Consider the following 18393-nt stretch of genomic DNA (forward strand, 5'->3'; position numbering starts at 1 on the left):
AGTGAATATTAGGTGCTCAAAAAACAACGGATAGCTTTTAGTTTTTGCTTATAACTTTACTTTGGTAAGTTTAAATAAAGTAAAATTTAACCAATATTATGACGCTTTTAAAGGGAACTATCGCTATAGGTACGAGCGAGCAAGAGACGATGCTCACCTTACTTTTATAATTCATCCGAAACAAAACAAACACTTAATATTTTATAATATAGAAATTAAAACATTATAAATTTATATTGTTCTATATTTACTAGCATGAAAGAAAACGTGATTACTTAAAATGTAATTACCTTATGACATGTTTGCCGTGTAGGTCGAAAAAATACACGCTGCTATGCACTGCACAGTGAAAACTTAAAAAAAACAAGGTAACGGAGATAACTATGGCTCACCGAGTATCTAAATTACTTGCGGCAACAGGCGCAGTATTAACATGTATTTCTATTCCTTCGTATGCCGCTCTTAATGGGCTGACAGAACAAGATGAATTTAATATAAAACTTAGATCAATTTATTTTGACCGTGACTACGATAACGACGCAAGTGACGATTCAACTTTTGCTCAAGGTATAGAGCTCAATTACACATCGGGTTATATAAACGATTTAGTGAGTGTGGGTGTATCGACTTACACCGTGATGGATATTAATTCTACGGGTTCAGCCGCAGGTAATATTTTACCAGCGGGTAATGAGAGCGGTGGAGTTGACGATAGCTTTTCTAAATTTGGTCAATATTTTTTAGATTTTAAATTGGGCAACAACGGTCACGTTAAAGTGGGCGGGCAAAAAACCAAAAGTATGTTGCTTAAAAGCTCTGGGAGCCGGGCTATTCCTAATACTTTTAGAGGTGTTTTTGGTGATTACAAAATTGGCAACACTAAATTATACGGTTACGTTTACGACAAATGGAGCCGTCGACACGATGATAGATGGGAAGACTTTTCTACCGATCAATCGGCAACAGGCGCCATTAACGTAATTTGGGGCGTAGGTGCTACGCATAAAAAAGACAATCTAATATTAGAGGCTGAATATTTAAATTCTCACAATTATCTAAGTAAAATGGGATTAAAAATCAGTTACGACATTAAACTTGAGCAAAGTAAGTTAACCCTTTCAACTGGCATATTTACCTCACAAGATGATGGTGATTTATTTGTAACAGGCGCAGAGGGCGGCGATTTAGATGATGAAGATGCAACTGGCGCTTTAACAGGTTTAACTAAAAGTGAAAACGATGGATTTGCCTATTACTTAGATGCTGATTGGAAAAAAGATATTTGGAGTGTAGGTGCGGCATTTACTAAAGTAAGTGATGCTTGGATTGAAGATAATTTCAGTGGCGACCATGGTACAAACCCATTTCCAACTCGCTCATTGATTGGTGCCGATTTAACAAATCAAAACGAGGTAACGTGGCAGGCACGTTTTGGTATTGATTTAAAAGCAGTATCGCCAGGTTTAACAACAAAGTTTTACTACACAAGCGGTAGCGATGCTGAAAACTCTGCGCTGGGTAAGTTAGCTGGCACAGCTGACGAAAAATATTGGGCTGTAGATACGCGCTATAAAGTTGAGAAAATAAAAGGCTTAAGTTTGCGCTGGTTATTTGTAGATTATACAACCGAAAAGTTAGGCAGTGTTGATGGTGTTAAAGGCGACAGAGCCGACCACCGAGTTTATGTAGATTACACTATTAAATTTTAAAATGACGTTTAATAAGCCAATGCAAATTATACATTGGTTTTATTTCCTTTTTTAATTACCTTTATGATAAAACTAACAAATAAATAATAAAAATAAAGCTAATATATGTTTTCTCTTCAACAGTGGCAATCACAGGGTCAATTTACTCAAATTAGTGGCCATCAAATTTTTACTAAAACAGCTGGCGATATAAGTAAGCCTGCGCTGCTTTTGATACATGGCTTTCCAAGTGCTAGCTGGGATTGGGAAGGTATGTGGCAAACGCTTAGTGAACATTATTTTGTAATTACGCTCGATATGCTAGGTTTTGGTTTGTCAGATAAACCAATAAACGCTACTTATAAAATTACCGAACAAGCCGACTTATATACTCAATTTTTAAAAACGTTAAATATTAATGACGTACATATTTTAGCTCATGACTATGGCGATACAGTGGCTCAAGAGTTATTAGCAAGGCAAGTACATAATCAAAGTGCCATAACGATCAATAGTGTTTGCTTTTTAAATGGTGGACTGTTTCCAGAAGTGCACAAACCATTATTTATACAAAAGCTTTTACTTTCAAAGCTAGGTTGGATAGTGCCAAAATTAATGAATAAACAAAAATTTGGCAATAATCTACTTACTATTTTTGGTAAGAGTACACCGCCTTCAAAACAAGTGGTAGACACACTTTGGGAGCTGCTAATTTATAAAGATGGCTTAGCCGTAATGCCCAAACTCATTAGTTATATAAAGCAGAGGCAGCAAAACCGAGAACGCTGGGTTGGTGCCATCATAAATAGCAATATACCACTTACGTTTATAGCAGGCGCAGAAGACCCCATCTCTGGTAAGTACATGATTGAGCATTATAAAAAGCTTATTCCCAATGCGCGCGTACAAGAGTTTGTAGAGCTTGGGCATTATCCGCAAGTAGAAAATCCAGATGCAATTACGCAGGCTTATTTGAATTTTAGATATTGCAAATGAAAACGCGGCTACTAAATTAAGTGCCGCGTTTATAAATTTTAGAACTCTGAGTATTTGGTCTCTGAGCCTTAATATTTTTGCTTTGGCGCTTTTAATTGTTTTTCAAACTCATCTGAAAACAATATCGTGCCATCATCTTCCTCTGTAGGGAAGGCAGCAATAAGTAAGTCATCTTCCTCAAGACCCGGTGTCCAGCGACTAAACCAGTCAGCAAGTGGGATTGCTTTAGCGCTGCAGCCAGCCCATTCGCCAGTTGCCCATGCTTCTGCAAATTCACGAGTTGGCCAAACTGGCACACAGTCGTCATCTTCGTTGGCAAGCATAACGCAGCCATCATCATCGTTTAAAATCCATACTTGCTTGAACTGTTGTACGGTTTCGAACATATAGGCTAGGCGTTTTTTTGCTCCAAGTCCTAAAATTACTGCGTGTTCTTCGCTTAAATTTGGCGTTGTCATAATTAGCTCACTCTTAATTACTATTGATATTAATATATCTAAATTATATGCACACAAGTATATCGAGTTATATGACAGAGTGTTGAAAAGTTGCTATTTAATTTCAGCAATGCAGATCTAATTTGTAGATTGATCAGTATAATTTCTCACTAATTTGAGCGATCATTCAAAAATAAACTTGAATGTTTGCAAAAAGGCCACATTGTAGTAAGCATATACTTAATGAAGGATTGAAAAATGACAACTGATCTACTTGCTCCGTTTAAATTAAATAACACGATTGAGCTTAAAAACCGCGTACTTATGGCGCCACTAACACGATGCATGGCTGATGATAACTTAGTGCCAACACAAGATATGGTTGAATATTATGCTCGCCGTGCCGAAACCGGTTTAATTATTAGCGAAGCAACTATTATTCGTCCAGACGGACAAGGTTACCCAAATACTCCGGGTTTATTTACCAGCGAGCAAATTCAAGGTTGGAAAAAAGTAACTGACGCTGTGCACGCTAATGGCGGCAAAATGTTTGCACAACTTTGGCATGTTGGCCGTGTTGCACACCCTCACTTTTTTGATGGCGATGTACTTGCTCCATCGGCAATTGGCGTTGAAGGTTCTGTTCCTCGTATGCGTGAGCTTACATACATAACACCAAAAGCAGCCACTACTGATGATATTAAAAGTCTAGTTGCTGATTTCGCAAAAGCTGCTGAAAACGCAATTGAAGCGGGTTTTGATGGGGTAGAGATTCACGGTGCTAACGGTTATTTAGTTGACCAATTTTTACATTACGCTGCAAATACACGCAGCGACGAGTACGGGCAAACGCCTGAAAATATGTCGCGTTTTGCACTAGAAGTAACCGATGCGGTTATTGCAGCTGTAGGCAGTGATCGTACTGCACTTAGATTAACACCGGGTGCTTACTTTAATATGAGCGAAGATAGCCGCGATAAAGCGGTATTTGATTACTTATTAACAGAACTTGAAAGCAGAGAATTAGCGTACTTACACGGCGGTATTTTTGACGACAGCATGCGCTTTGACTCGCTTGAAGGCAAAAGCATCTCTGAATTTTTACGTGCAGGCTACAAAGGTACATTAGTAGGCGTAGGTAGTTATAGTTTTGAGTCAGCAAAAGAGGCTATTAACGATGCTAAGTTTGACTTAATCGCTATTGGTCGCCCACTTATTGCAAACCCAGATTACATTAGCAAAATTGCAAACGGTGAAGAGTTAGTACCATACAGCGATGAAATGCTAGCTGAATTGAAATAAATTACTATTTGTAATAAGTTCTAGAAAATAATTAAGACACCCAAAGTTAAACCTTTGGGTGTCTTTTTTTGTACATATTCCCGCCATAAATCTTCCATATTTGTTTAATTTTTATGTAAATAAAGTTCATCCTCGTTGTCATATTTAAAATTCATACTGTCCGCGTTTTCATATTTCATAATTAAAATCAAACGGGACAACAATGTACGCTTTAAAAAACAAATCGCTTTTGAGCATGGCAATTGCCATGGCGGTATCAACATCTACTTATGCTAACGACAACACCATAGAAGAAGTAACCGTGGTTGCTAAACCAACCAGCTACGCTAACAATGTTATTGAGCCTGCAATGCTTGAGCAACAAAGTTCGGTATCGAGCATATTATCGGTTATTGATAACTTACCAGGTATTAGCATAAATGAAGGTGATGCATTTGGTGGCGACGATTGGTCTACTACAATCACCATGCGTGGTTTTAGTATTGATGGGAACCAACAACAATTAGGTATGACCGTTGATGGCATTCCCAATGGTGGCTCTAATTATGGCGGTGGTGCTAAAGCTAACCGTTACCTAGATAGCGAAAACCTGGCAACGGTTGAAGTTGGTCAAGGTACGTCTGATATTAAGTCGGCTTCACTTGAAGCACTAGGCGGGACATTTAACTTTGTAAGTAAAGACCCAAGCCTTGAAAAAGGCACTACCTTTGCTTATACCTCAGGCAGCCACGATGCCACGCGTTATTACTTTAGACACGAAACAGGCACTGTTTTTGATAACACACAAGCGTACGTAAGTTACTCGCAAACAGATACAAGCCGCTGGATTGGTTCTGGCAGTAATGGGGGTAAAGACAACCAACACGCTGAGCTTAAGTTTGTATCTAATTTTAACGACTTAACACTTACTGGTCGTTTATCTTACGATGATGTAAGCGAGACAAACTATAACAGCGTAAGCCTTGAGCAGTTTGAACAAACACCCGATTGGGATCAGCTAACATGGAATTGGACGGGAGTTCCGCACTTTGACCAAATGTTTGCAGAAGGTTGGGGGACGCTCCGTGAAAATACCTTAGGCTATTTAAAATTTGAATATGCGATTTCGCCAACTTCATTATTAACCGTCAGCCCTTATTACCATAAAAATTCAGGTCGTGGCGATTGGATCCCACCTTACTTAACAACGCCCGTTGATGAAAATGGCGACCCAACAACCGAGGGCGGTACTAATGCAGGCTCTTATGGTTTTGCTGATAGTGAAGGCAATCCGCTTGCACCAAATGCCGATTGTACGCAAAGTTTGAGCTGGCCATGGGAGTCGGGTCCTGGTTTAAATCCTGCGTGTTACGATGCAACAGCAACGCCGGTTATGTCTTACCGCCATACGCATTACAACAAAGATCGCTTAGGTGTAACGGCAAATTACCAAGCTACATTTGGTGATCACGATATAGAAGCGGGCTTTTGGTATGAGCAAAGCGAGCGTGACGAGTCGCGTGATTGGCACAAAGTAATTGATGCGCGTATTTATCATCACTTTGATAGCACGCCTTACTGGACACAATACAAAAACACTTTTGATACCGATACATTCAAATGGTACCTACAAGACTCGATTAATTTTGGTGACTTAACATTAAATATTGGTGCAAAACAGTATTTAGTTGAATTACAAAAGTACGACCACTTTGCTAACGAAAGATCAGATAAAGTAGATAGCGACTCAGACGTGTTATTTAGCGGGGGTGTATTGTATCAGCTAAATAACAGCACAGAATTATTTGCCAGTTACAGCGAGAATTTTTCCGCAATAAAAGACGGTGTACTTGAGCGAGATAGCTCAACACTTACAAACATAGAGCCAGAAACTGCCGACAATATCGACTTTGGTGTACGTTACCAAGCCGACAGATTAACCCTTACAGCAACGGCTTACAGTGTTAAGTTTGATAACCGCATTACCTTTATTGCGCCTGGTAGTGGCACAGACGGCATTGATTATACGATTGGTACAAATGGCTCGTACGTAAATGTAGGAGGTATTGACTCAAGTGGGCTTGAGCTTGCAGCAAGCTATATGTTAACACCAAGCTGGAGCGTGTACTCGTCGTATACTAATAGCAGTTCTGAGTATTCATCCGATGATCCAAATGCATACGATTCACAGGGCGTAATATTAAAAGATGAAAGTGGTAATGAGGTAGTACCAAGCTTTAGAAAAGGCGACAGCATAATAGATTCATCAGAGGATTTATTTGTGGTATCTACCGATTACTTTAGCGATGGCTTTCGTGTTGGTTTATCGGCTAAATACACCGGTGAGCGCTTAGGCGCATGGCAAGACGAAGACACTCGCACGCGTAATAAAGTAGACGGCTACACCGTACTTGATTTTAATGCAGGTTATTCAACTGACGTAGATGCAGGCCCGTTTAAAGCCATTGACGTATCGTTTGTTGTTTATAACGTTACTGACAAAAGCTACTTAGCAGGTGGTACCGGTAACGGCGCTACTTATTACATTGGTGCGCCTCGCACCGCAGCAGTTACATTTACCGCTGACTTTTAATTAGGTTTTAGTAATTGAATTAAAATAAAGCCCATCATTGATGGGCTTTATTATATGAAAGGGCGCAAACGCGATGAAAACAATTATAAAAGTAATACTATTTAGCTTAAGTGTATTAGCGAGCAACTTTGCAACAGCAGCGCAAAATGTAGTGCTGATAACGCTTGACGGAGTACGCTGGCAAGAAGTATTTAATGGGGCTGATAATAGCTTAATTAATAATACTGATTTTGTTGAAAAGCCTGAGCATTTAAAGACCCAATTTTGGGCAAAAACAGCAAATGAGCGCCAGCAATTACTTATGCCTTTTTTAACGCAAGTAGTGGCTAAACAAGGCGTAATTATTGGCGATAGGACTAACGGCTCTACTATGTCGGTAAGTAACCCGTGGTATTTTTCATACCCTGGTTATAACGAAATACTCACCGGTGAAGTTGACGAAAATATAAATAGTAACAACAAAGTGCTCAACCCAAATAAAACTATTTTAGAGCGTTTAGATAATTTACCTGAGTTTAAAGGTAGCACAGCCTTATTTGGTAGTTGGGATGTATTCCCATACATTGTAAATACTAAGCGCAGTAACGTGTATGTAAATGCAGGTTTTATGTCAATTGAAGAGAATTTATTCACCGATGCGCCGCTGTTAAATGCGCTACAAAATGAAATTCCCAGTCCTTGGTATAACGTACGACTAGATAGTTTTACATATCGCTTTGCTAAAGCGTATATGTTGGCTAAAAAGCCTAAGTTGTTAGTAATAAGTTTAGGCGAAACCGATGACTTTGCGCATGATGGTCATTACGATCAATACCTTAAATCGGCAAGGCAAAGTGACGCCTTTATAAAAGACTTATGGGCAACCATTCAAACTACAGCGGGTTATAAAAATAACACCACACTAATTATTACTACTGATCACGGCCGTGGCAATAAGGCCAATGATTGGCAACATCACAGCTCTAAACGTGCACTTGCTGAACTAGAGTTAGGTGAAAATACCTACCCAGAAGGAATTGTTGGCTCTGAACATATTTGGCTTGCAGCCATTGGCCCCGCAATAAAAGGACGTGGCTTAATTAAAACTAAAAATGAGCTTAAACAAGCGCAAATAGCGGCTACCGTTTTAAAGGCTCTTGGGCAGAACCCAAATGAAATAAATTCAAATATGGCGCCTGCTATTAGCGAGATTTTAAAATGAAGAACCTATTAAAACCATTAACCCTATCTGCCTTGGTGCTGAGTTTGGTTATTAGCGCAAGTGTTACTGCTGCGCCATCTAAAATCCTGTTTGGTTCGTGTGGGCATCAAGATAAAAAAATACCCATATTTAATGCAATTAACAAAGAGCAGGGGGATTTGTTTATATTTTTGGGTGATAATATTTACGGCGATACCAACGATATGGATGTACTTGCCGATAAATACCAACGTTTAGGGGCAAAGGCTGGTTTTAAAACGTTGAAAGCGCAAACGCCTATTATTGCTATGTGGGATGACCACGATTATGGTCAAAACGATGCAGGTAAAGAGTATCCGCATAAAGAGCAATCACGCCAAATTATGCTTAATTTTTGGGATGAACCTGCAAACTCAGCGCGTCGCACTCGTCCTGATGGAATTTATACCTCGTACATGTATGGTGAAAATGAGCAAACCATACAAGTAATAATGCCTGATTTACGTTGGAACCGTGATGCGCTAAACCATGTAGGTGAGCTTGAATACTACACTAAGCGTAAGTTAAATAACCAAGGCCCGTATAGTCCTAGTGAAGTAAAGGGCGCATCAATGCTAGGTGAAGCCCAGTGGCAATGGCTTGAACAAGAGCTTAAAAAGCCTGCTGCAATAAAATTGATTGCCTCAAGCTTACAGCTTTTACCCGATTTTACAGGTTGGGAGTCATGGGCAAACTTTCCTGAAGATAGAAACCGTTTATTTGCATTGATTAAAAAGCATAAGGTAAATGGGGTAGTGATCATCAGCGGCGATACGCACTGGGGTGAAATATCAAAGTATCAGCAAAACCTTGATTACCCATTAATTGAGATGACCAGCTCTGGCTTAACTGAAAAGTGGAAAGATGTAAGCCCTAACAAACACCGAGTAGGGAATTTTACTCATAACGTAAATTATGGTGATTTAAGCATAGACTGGCAGCAAATTGACCCCACTATTTCACTTAAATTAAAAGGCATTGATGGCGAAGTAATAATGCAAAGTGACTTTAGTTTATCAAGTATTAGCCCTTATAAATAAACTCACTACTACGCACAGTATATAAAATAGATGCTGTGCGTATAAAATCTGTAAGTTAGTTCTTAACTCTCTGATTTATTAAAGCCAATTACCCGTTTGCGCTACCCCTAATATTGAAAATATCTTACACTGGTTTTATCTCAAGCAAGGTCAGTGTTATATGCTAAATATTATTCAATCAAACCGGATGGAAGCCCTGCAAGCGCAGTTCCACCAGCTATTAAAAATAAACCCATTGCAAAGTCCGTTCGACAAAGAGGTGGTGCTAGTGCAATCGCCGGGTATGTCGCAGTGGTTAAAAATAGGTTTGAGCGAAAACTTAGGGGTCGCAGCGCAGGTAGATTTTCCGCTGCCGTCGAGCTTTATTTGGCAGTTGTATCAGCAATTACTGCCAAATGTCCCTAAAGAGTCGGCGTTTAATAAACCTAACCTTGCTTGGAAACTGTTCGCAATTTTACCAATCTGCATTGATGAACCGCTGTATTTGCCGCTAAAAACTTATTTAGAGGGCGATATAGACGGGCAAAAAACCTTTGCACTGTGCGAAAAAATAGCCGATGTGTACGACCAATATTTAATGTACCGACCGCACTGGATAGCCACATGGGATAGCGGCAAAGATGAGCTTGATGACGTAGATGTAACCATTGCCCCATGGCAGCCTGACTTATGGCGACGCATTGTAAAACTAAGCCAAGAACTTGGGCAAAGCCAATTTCATCGCGCTAACATGCAAGGGCAATTACTTGCTGCACTTGAGACTATGGATAATAGCTTACTGCCACAACGCATTAGTTTATTTGGTATATCGGCGATTGCCAGCTCCCAGCTAGACGTATTTGAAGCGCTGAGTAAAAAAACCGAGGTTATATTATTCTTTTTTAACCCGAGTGAGCATTACTGGGGCGATATTATAGATGAAAAAACAGCAGCTAAAATAAGCGCTAAATACGCTAAAATGCCGCTGGTGGAAGCGCAACAAAAAAAACACACCAACCCAGATGAAGAATACTACTTTATAGGTAATCCGTTGTTATCGTCGTGGGGTAAATTAGGTCGCGACTATTTTGAGCAACTCGTACAGTTAGATGCCCGTTGGATTGATGGTTTTATTGATGTGTTTGACGACACCTTACTAGGGCAAGTACAAAGCGAGATTTATCAGCTTGCGTTTAAAGGTGAATCGCTGACCGATAACAAAGAGTGGTTTATAAACGACGAAGGTAAATTACCAATCAGCGCAACCGACACCAGCATTACGCTCAGCGATTGCCATACACCGCTCAGAGAAGTTGAGCGCTTGCACGACTACTTACTTAACTTATTTAATCAAAACCCAGCGCTTACCCCCAAAGACATAATTGTCATGATGCCCGATGTAGGCACTTACAGCCCTTACATTGAAGCCGTATTTGGCGGGGCACAAGGCAGCCGCTTTATTCCTTACGCATTGGCCGATTTAGCCATAGAGCAAGAAAAGCCTGTCCTTAGCTCATTTGCGAGTTTAGCTAACTTACCGTTTTCGCGCTTTGGTGTGTCGGATATTCTCGATTTATTACAAGTTACGCAAATAGCCGAAAAATTTGGGCTTGAAGCGCACGAATACGAGCAAATTCAATACTGGCTAGAACGTGTTGGGGTTAAATGGGGTATAAACGCAGCGCATAAAAGCAGCTTTGATTTACCCGCTATCGATTTAAATACCTGGCAACACGGGCTCAACCGTTTATTGCTTGGCATTGCCATGCGCGACGAACAATGCCCGTTTAACGGTATTTACAGCGCTGATGAAGTAGAAGGCATGGCGCTTGATACACTCAACAAGCTCGTGCACTTTATTGATGTACTGCAAAGCTTTAAAGAGCAGCTAACGCCTGATGACACGCTCACTAATAAAGCGCATATTTTAAGCGAGCTATTAAACGCCATATACGAAAGTGAAAGCGACGACAGCTGGGATTTATTAGTACTTCAAAACGTGCTCGAAGAGTTACAAAAACACCACGAAAACGGCGATTACAGCAAGGCGGTTTCGCAGCGTGTTGTTAGTTACTTAGTTAAACAAGGCATTCAAGAAAAAGGCGTAGGGCAGCGGTTTTTGGTTGGGCAAGTAAACTTTTGTACGCTTATGCCCATGCGCGCCGTACCATTTAAAGTGGTATGCATGCTGGGCTTAAACGATGCTGACTACCCGCGTAACGTACAACCCATTGGTTTTGACTTAGTGCCTTATTCTAAAAAGCAAAAAGGTGACCGATCACGTAAATTAGATGACCGCTACTTATTTTTAGAAGCGCTACTGAGTGCCCGCGACAACTTATACATGAGTTACATTGGTCGCTCGTGTTTTGATAACCAACCGCGCATGCCATCAACGCTTGTAAGTGAGCTGTTAGAATATATTGGCCGTAGTTTTGTATTAAACGAAAAGAGTGAAAAAACGCTGCCCGCATGTCTAATCAATCAGCAGCATTTACAGCCCTTTAATAGCCATTATTATTTAGCCGATGAGCAAGCTAATACTGTGCTGAGTAACCACAGTTACAACCCAATTTGGCTGCCAAGTGAGTCAATTAAACCAGAGCCAGTTATTGCACTTGATGTGACTGTGCCAGAGCAGCTAGATCTCGATGTGTTTATTAGAAGTGTGTGCAGCGCACAAGAGAGCTTTTATCAGCAAACATTAGGTTTACGCCTGCCACAATTTAACGAAGTAGCAAAAGACGAAGAACCATTTAGCCTAGATGCACTGCGCCGTTATTTTTACCTTGATGAAATACTTAAAGCCAATATAAACGAGCAACCACTGAGTACCGAGCAAATACTGCAGCGGGGTGAGTTACCTCAAGCCAATGTAGGCAGCCTCATATTTGAAAGTATGGAGCACCGAGTTGACGCGCTTGCAGGGCAAGTAAAAGAGCACATTAAAGGCGGGAAAAGTGAGCCGATAGAAGTTTTGCTTACCATTGAAGGCACCAAAATAGAGGGCTGGCTAAATCATGTTTATTTGCAAAAACAAGTGTTTTATCGCAGCGCCAGTATTAAAGCGAAAGATTTAATTAAAGGCTTTATTTATCACCTTGCAGCGCAAAGTATGGATCAACAAGTAGAAACATTGTTACTTGGGCTTGATAAGCAAATTACCTTTGCGCCCATAAGCAAAGCCGATGCCGATGCACTATTAGCCGATTGGTTTGAGTTATACAAAGCGCTGCGCGCAGAGCCTGTGCCGTTTTTTCCGGTAAGTGGTTATGAGTACGTTAAAAGCGGCGGCGATATAACAAAAGCAATGAGCAAATTTAGCCCGCAATACATTGGGCGAGGCGAGGGCGAAAATCCGTATATTCGCTTAACGGTGCAATCGCTAAACGATTGCCAAGACGAATTTATAAAATGGAGTGATAAATTGCTCACGCCTTTATTTGAACACGCAAAGGAGAGTGACCATGCAAGCGCTTAATCCTCTTACTATGCCGCTCATTGGTCAAAGTTTAATAGAAGCCAGTGCGGGTACTGGTAAAACTTATACAATTACGGGACTGTATTTACGCTACTTACTAGGTATGCAAATAGAAGGTGAGTTAAATACGCCGCTCAGTGTTGAGCAAATTTTGGTAGTAACCTTTACCGACGCTGCCACCCAAGAAATTAAAGACCGCGTGCGCAGCCGAATTATTGCTGCACGCGACGCACTGCTTGGGCAAAACCCAAACGACGAACTCATCGAAGGCGTAATTGCCAAAATTGACGATAAACACCGCGCGTTTGATTTACTCGATGCAGCTGCTAAATCAATGGACGAAGCCGCTATTTTTACTATCCATGGCTTTTGTCAGCGGATGCTAAAACAACATGCGTTTGAGTCGGGAGTGGCGTTTAATCTCGAATTTATTTTAGATGAGCGCGACATATTACTCGAAACCATTAAAGATTTTTGGCGTGCGTTTGTATACCCACTTAACAAAGAGCGCACCGATGCTATTTTAGATGTATTTGCCGCACCAGAGGCTTTATTCGCTCAAGTGGCGAGTATTTTAAACAAAGCCAATGCGCACATTACACCACAAATAAATTTAGATGATGTATGGAAGGCGCGTGACGAGTACATAACCCGTGTGCCTGCATTTAAAAAAGCGGTGTTAGAGCAAGAGTTTATAGGTGCTATTAAAAGCTCGGGTTTGAGCGGGTCTAAAACGTCAGCACGAAAAGGCAGCCTTGGTGCGCTTGAAGCATTTTGTTTAGGCGGCGATTTGTTTTTTGAATTTGGCACTAACAAGTATTCGTTTGAAGTGTGGAGTACAGAAAACTTAAGCGATGTGAGCAATTATAAAAAGAATCAGCCATTATTTGTGCATCCATTACTGAGTCAGTTTGACGAGCTTGCCGCCCTTAATAACACCATAAACCAAGGGCTTAAAATAGCAGTTATACAACATGCAGCACGCTGGGTAAAAGCCGCAATAGTTAAGCGCAAGCAAGAGCAAAGCGTGATCACCCCAGATGACTTATTGACCAATTTACACAGTGCGCTTAATAACGAGCAAGGCGACGTACTAGCGCAAAAAATTGCGCAGTTGTTTCCGGTTGCCATGATTGATGAGTTCCAGGATACCGATCCGATTCAGTACGGTATTTTTAGTAAAATTTATGGGCAACAAAATACTACGCTTGCCATGATAGGCGACCCTAAACAGGCTATTTATGGCTTTAGGGGCGCAGATATTTTTACGTACATTGGCGCAAAAGAAGCTGTACAGATTGATCAGCAATTTACGCTGGGGACTAACTTTCGCTCAAGCACCGATATAGTAAATAGCGTTAATAGTTTATTTGGCAAACACGCTAACAGCTTTATTTATAACGACGCCATACCGTTTAACGCAGTAGCTGCCAAAGGTAAAAAAGCGGATGACTCTTTTTTAATTGATGGCAAACCCGCTACCGCATTCGAATTTAATGTATTTGTGGATGAAGCCGCCGATGAAAAAAACAAACCAACTAACAAAGGTGTAGGGCAAGCGCATTTAGCCACTCACTTTGCTAATAAAATAGTGACCCTGCTTGAAAAAGCAAAACAAGGGGACGCGTGCATTGGCAGTAACCCTGTAAGCGCTGCCGATATTTGTATATTAGTACGTGACCGTGTTGAAGCGCAAATAATGAAAAAAGCGCTTAGCGAAGCCAAAATAGCTAGCGTGTATTTATCGCGAGAAAGCGTTTTTAGCCAAGAGCTTAGCCATCACCTACTTAACTTTTTAACAGCGCTGCATGGTCAATATAACGAGTCATTGCTGCGCGGTGTTTTAGCTGGTCCACTATTTTGTTTAAGTTATAACGAAATACATGCACTCGCCGATGATGAAAATAAATGGCAAGACTACTTAAACTTTTTTGCTCAACTTAGCCATATTTGGAACAAGCAAGGCGCTATGGCCATGCTTGAGCGCTTAATGGGCCATAACCAGCTTAGCGCTAAATGGCAAGGATTGGGATATAACGTTGAGCGTTGGCTGACTGACTTTAGGCATTTGGGCGAAATACTTCAGCAAAAACAAATAGAGCTTGAAGGCACGCTGCGTTTGCTGCGCTGGTTTGCACAAAAGGTAAGCCAACAAGACGGCGAAACAGTACAAGTACGCCTAGAAAGTGACGCCAACTTAGTTAAAATTGTCACTATGCATGCCTCAAAAGGGCTTGAATACCCTCTGGTATTTATGCCGTTTGCCAGTGGTTATCGCGAAACTAAAGAAGCGCTTTATCACAATAATGGCAAGCTAATTTACGATTTAAGTAAAGACGAAGATGCCCTGCAAAAAGCAGAGCAAGAGCGCCTAGCTGAAGATTTACGCCTGCTGTATGTAGCCCTTACTCGCGCTGTGCATTTTTGTGCGCTTGGTGTTTACAACATTGGGCAAGGGCAAAGTAGCCGCTTAGCTATGCAAAGTAGTGCACTAGGGCATGTGTTATTTGCAGGGCTTGAGCTTGCCAGTAGCCAAACATGGCGCACGCATTTAAGTGAGTTTTGCGACGCTAATAGCGCGATGAGCTATCAGCAATTTACCTCACAAACGTTATTAGAGCAGGGCACGCTTTGTTTTAGTAATGGCAAAATTGCGCAGCAAACATTAAGTGTTAATAGAGTAACGGCAAATATTGAGCGTAACTGGCGAGCAACCAGCTTTAGTGCGTTGAGCTTTAAAAAGCACAGCGACCAATTAGCCCCAGGGCGAAGTGATGAAGATCACGAAAAAGACGAGTTTGCAGTGCAAGAGGACGAACTACCATCACCTTATAGTTTTCCTAAAGGGCCAAAGCCCGGTAGCTGTTTACACGAAATATTTGAACAAATAGATTTTATTAGCCCAATAGTTCACCCAACTAATACCGAGCAAAACTTATCTGAGGTAGTTAAGCGCAGCCTTGAAAAATACCACATAGGTGAGCAATGGCGAGAAGTGGCTGAAAAGTGGGTGCTTGATGTTCTTGAGTGCCCCCTAGATAGCAGCTCTCTAGAAAACAACCTTCTTTCTTTGGGTGTGCTCACACCAAGTGATTGCCTAGTCGAAATGGAGTTTAATTTACCACTTGAGAGCTTAAGCGCACCCAAGCTAAACGAAATGCTGGTTAAACATTTTGGCTTTACGCAAAGTAAGCTTGAATTTTCGCACGTAAAGGGCTTGTTAAAAGGTTTTGTAGATTTAATATTTTGCTACCAAGGCAAGTATTATATTTTAGATTATAAGTCTAATTACTTAGGCAGTACGCCAGCTGATTACGAAGGCGATATGCTTGAGCAAGCAATGAGCAGTCATCAGTACCATTTACAGTATTTAATTTACACCGTAGCACTGCATCGTTTATTAAAACAACGTATAGCTGATTACTCAATAGAAACCCATTTAGGCGGCGTGTATTACACGTTTTTACGTGGGATGCCGGCAGGGCAAGGCGTGTACTTTAAAAAGCTAACTGTAGAGCAAGTAACTATTTTAGATGGCTTATTTAGCCAAGGAGCTATGCTATGAGCGATTTAAATGAGCAACCTGGCTTGTTTGACGATATAGACGAGACACTTAATAATGAAGCAGCAGAGCCTATTACCTCAAAAAATGTAGCACAAGATGCCCCATTAGAGGACATTGTGTTAAACAATACGATTACAGAGGTCCCGTTACTTGAGTATTTATTAGCGCAAAATCGACTACGTGTGGTTGATGTAAAGCTTGCCGAATTACTGTGTGCTAATGACATTGAGCAAACTCACAATGAACTGTTTTATATTATTTTATTGCTGTGCTTATCGCAGCAAAGCCAACATAGCTGCCTAACCTTAAATGAAGTTGATTGGAGTAATCCTTTTAACTTGCGCAAAAGTGACTTTAATAAACTCGATGGCAATGTACCCAGTACGCTAAGCCCGTTTAGTGATAATTTTAATGTGCGCACAGCGCTTAGTTATTTACAAAGCCATGAAAGCGTAGGCGAGAGTAAACCACTACAATTGTTTAACGAGCGACTTTATTTTGCGCGCCTTGCAGGTTATGAGCAAACACTCGCAGATAGATTATTAAGCATGAGCGAGCGAAAGCTCAATATTAATAATGAAATATTGGCAGAACTTTTAAATACCTATTTTCCTGCAGATTCTGCAATTGAAACTGATTGGCAAAAAGTGGCATGTGCGATTGCCGCCACCAAAGGCTTTAGCGTGATCACGGGTGGCCCTGGCACAGGTAAAACTACCACAGTGACTAAGTTACTGGCTATTTTGCAGTCGCTTTATAAAACCGCACCGCTTAGCATTAAGCTGGTGGCACCGACAGGTAAAGCCGCTGCACGTTTAAGTGAGTCTATTTTGGGCGCTAAAAATAAGCTCACAACGATTCCTGATGATATAAAAAAGCTAATCCCGCAAAGCGCTCAAACTATTCATCGCTTATTGGGCGTAAAACCGTTTACTAATAAATTTAGACATAACAAAAGCAATCCGCTGCATTTAGATGTACTAATTATTGATGAAGCCAGTATGGTCGATTTATCGCTGATGGCTAAATTAATAGAAGCATTGCCCGCGCACGCGCGATTAATACTCCTAGGTGATAAAGATCAGCTTGCCTCGGTAGATACCGGCAGTGTAATGAGCGATTTATGCCAAGGTTTAACACTTGGGCAAACGCCACGCTACTCGCAAGCACGTTGTGATGAGCTAAATAGCTTATGTTTTAATAATGAGCCTAAACTCGTATCGCAAAGCGTGAGTGAATTTAAACTCGCAGATTGCATTGCCTTTTTACAGCACAGTTATCGATTTGATGCACAAAGCGGCATTGGTCAACTCGCACTTGCGGTAAATACCAATAACACCGGTATTTTAAATTACGTAGAACAAGAAAGTGTTGAAGGGCGTTTTAACGATGTAATTTTAGATTACGACTTTGTAGCAAAACCGATTGAAAAGCTTGTTAAAAGTGCAGCCAGTCATTATGCAAAATACCTTAACTTAATTGCCCAAGGTGCAGATGTTGCACAGGTGCATACTGCTTTTGCTAGTTATCAGCTTTTAGCTGCGGTACGAGAGGGCGATTACGGCGTGCATAGCTTAAATCAGCGAATAGAGCGCGTATTGCAACAGCAAGGTTTAATTACCGTAAGCCCTAATACTCATCACTATACGGGTATGCCTATTATGGTGAGCCAAAACGATTACCAGCTTAAGTTATTTAATGGCGATATTGGTATTTTAATGCCCGATGAAAGTAATCAGCTCAAAGCCATATTTATTGACGAGCAAGGTAATCAACGAGCATTTTCGCCAGCACGACTCCCTGCACACGATAAAGTATATGTAATGACTATTCATAAATCACAAGGCTCAGAGTTTAGCTACACCGCTATGGTACTGCCACCGCTAAAACAAGCGCGCATGGGTATTAACAGGCAATTAGTGTATACGGGAATAACTCGTGCTAAAAACACCTTTGAGCTGGTAGCTGACAAAAAAGTACTGCAACTAGCAATGAATAAAAGCGTATCAAGAGCATCTGGTTTGTATGAAAGGTTACAATTTTAAGCTTAGTTTGTATTTTTGATTAATAATTTAGCTTCAAACTGCTTGTTATTTATCGCGTTATTATAAATA

Annotated in this window: 10 protein-coding genes; 9 read left to right on the forward strand and 1 reads right to left on the reverse strand. The window is 40.8% G+C overall.

Going from position 1 to position 18393, the window contains the following annotated elements; translation table 11 throughout:
• Positions 1 to 383: 383 nt before the first annotated feature.
• Together CXF64_RS02190 and CXF64_RS02195 are read left to right on the forward strand one after the other, a co-directional pair.
• On the forward strand, positions 384 to 1709 hold the full coding sequence (locus tag CXF64_RS02190; RefSeq protein ID WP_024590477.1) for an OprD family outer membrane porin: 1326 nt from the start codon (positions 384 to 386) through the stop codon (positions 1707 to 1709).
• A 105-nt stretch (positions 1710 to 1814) separates the two neighbouring features.
• Positions 1815 to 2684, forward strand: a complete 870-nt coding sequence (locus CXF64_RS02195) for an alpha/beta fold hydrolase (protein ID WP_024590476.1) — start codon at positions 1815 to 1817, stop codon at positions 2682 to 2684.
• Positions 2685 to 2752: 68 nt separating this feature from the next.
• Here CXF64_RS02195 and CXF64_RS02200 read toward each other — a convergent pair whose 3' ends face one another.
• A complete protein-coding gene (locus CXF64_RS02200) occupies positions 2753 to 3142 on the reverse strand; it encodes a DUF2750 domain-containing protein (RefSeq protein ID WP_007585609.1) in 390 nt (129 codons plus the stop codon).
• A 237-nt stretch (positions 3143 to 3379) separates the two neighbouring features.
• Between CXF64_RS02200 and CXF64_RS02205 the strand changes: the two genes are divergently transcribed.
• From CXF64_RS02205 to recD, 7 genes are all read left to right on the forward strand, one after another.
• Positions 3380 to 4423, forward strand: a complete 1044-nt coding sequence (locus CXF64_RS02205) for an alkene reductase (protein WP_101216168.1) — start codon at positions 3380 to 3382, stop codon at positions 4421 to 4423.
• A 202-nt stretch (positions 4424 to 4625) separates the two neighbouring features.
• Complete coding sequence (locus tag CXF64_RS02210; protein ID WP_101216169.1) at positions 4626 to 6995, forward strand: TonB-dependent receptor domain-containing protein; 2370 nt, start codon at positions 4626 to 4628, stop codon at positions 6993 to 6995.
• Positions 6996 to 7068: 73 nt separating this feature from the next.
• Positions 7069 to 8196 carry an alkaline phosphatase family protein gene (locus tag CXF64_RS02215; protein WP_024590473.1) on the forward strand — a complete coding sequence of 376 codons (1128 nt, stop codon included), beginning with the start codon at positions 7069 to 7071 and terminating at the stop codon, positions 8194 to 8196.
• Positions 8193 to 9254, forward strand: a complete 1062-nt coding sequence (locus CXF64_RS02220) for an alkaline phosphatase D family protein (protein WP_024590472.1) — start codon at positions 8193 to 8195, stop codon at positions 9252 to 9254. Before CXF64_RS02215 ends, CXF64_RS02220 begins: the two co-directional genes overlap by 4 nt.
• Before the next feature lie 160 nt (positions 9255 to 9414).
• Positions 9415 to 12714, forward strand: a complete 3300-nt coding sequence (recC, locus tag CXF64_RS02225) for an exodeoxyribonuclease V subunit gamma (protein ID WP_024590471.1) — start codon at positions 9415 to 9417, stop codon at positions 12712 to 12714.
• Entirely contained in the window at positions 12701 to 16279 is a 3579-nt protein-coding gene (gene recB / locus CXF64_RS02230; RefSeq protein WP_101216170.1) for an exodeoxyribonuclease V subunit beta, read from the forward strand. The genes recC and recB overlap by 14 nt, the downstream gene beginning before the upstream one ends.
• Positions 16276 to 18324: an exodeoxyribonuclease V subunit alpha gene (gene recD / locus CXF64_RS02235; protein ID WP_101163323.1), complete on the forward strand. Its 2049-nt coding sequence runs from the start codon at positions 16276 to 16278 to the stop codon at positions 18322 to 18324. Before recB ends, recD begins: the two co-directional genes overlap by 4 nt.
• The last annotated feature ends 69 nt before the right edge of the window (positions 18325 to 18393 follow it).

It is taken from the genome of Pseudoalteromonas sp. GutCa3 (assembly GCF_002836155.1).
Taxonomy (GTDB): domain Bacteria; phylum Pseudomonadota; class Gammaproteobacteria; order Enterobacterales; family Alteromonadaceae; genus Pseudoalteromonas; species Pseudoalteromonas arctica.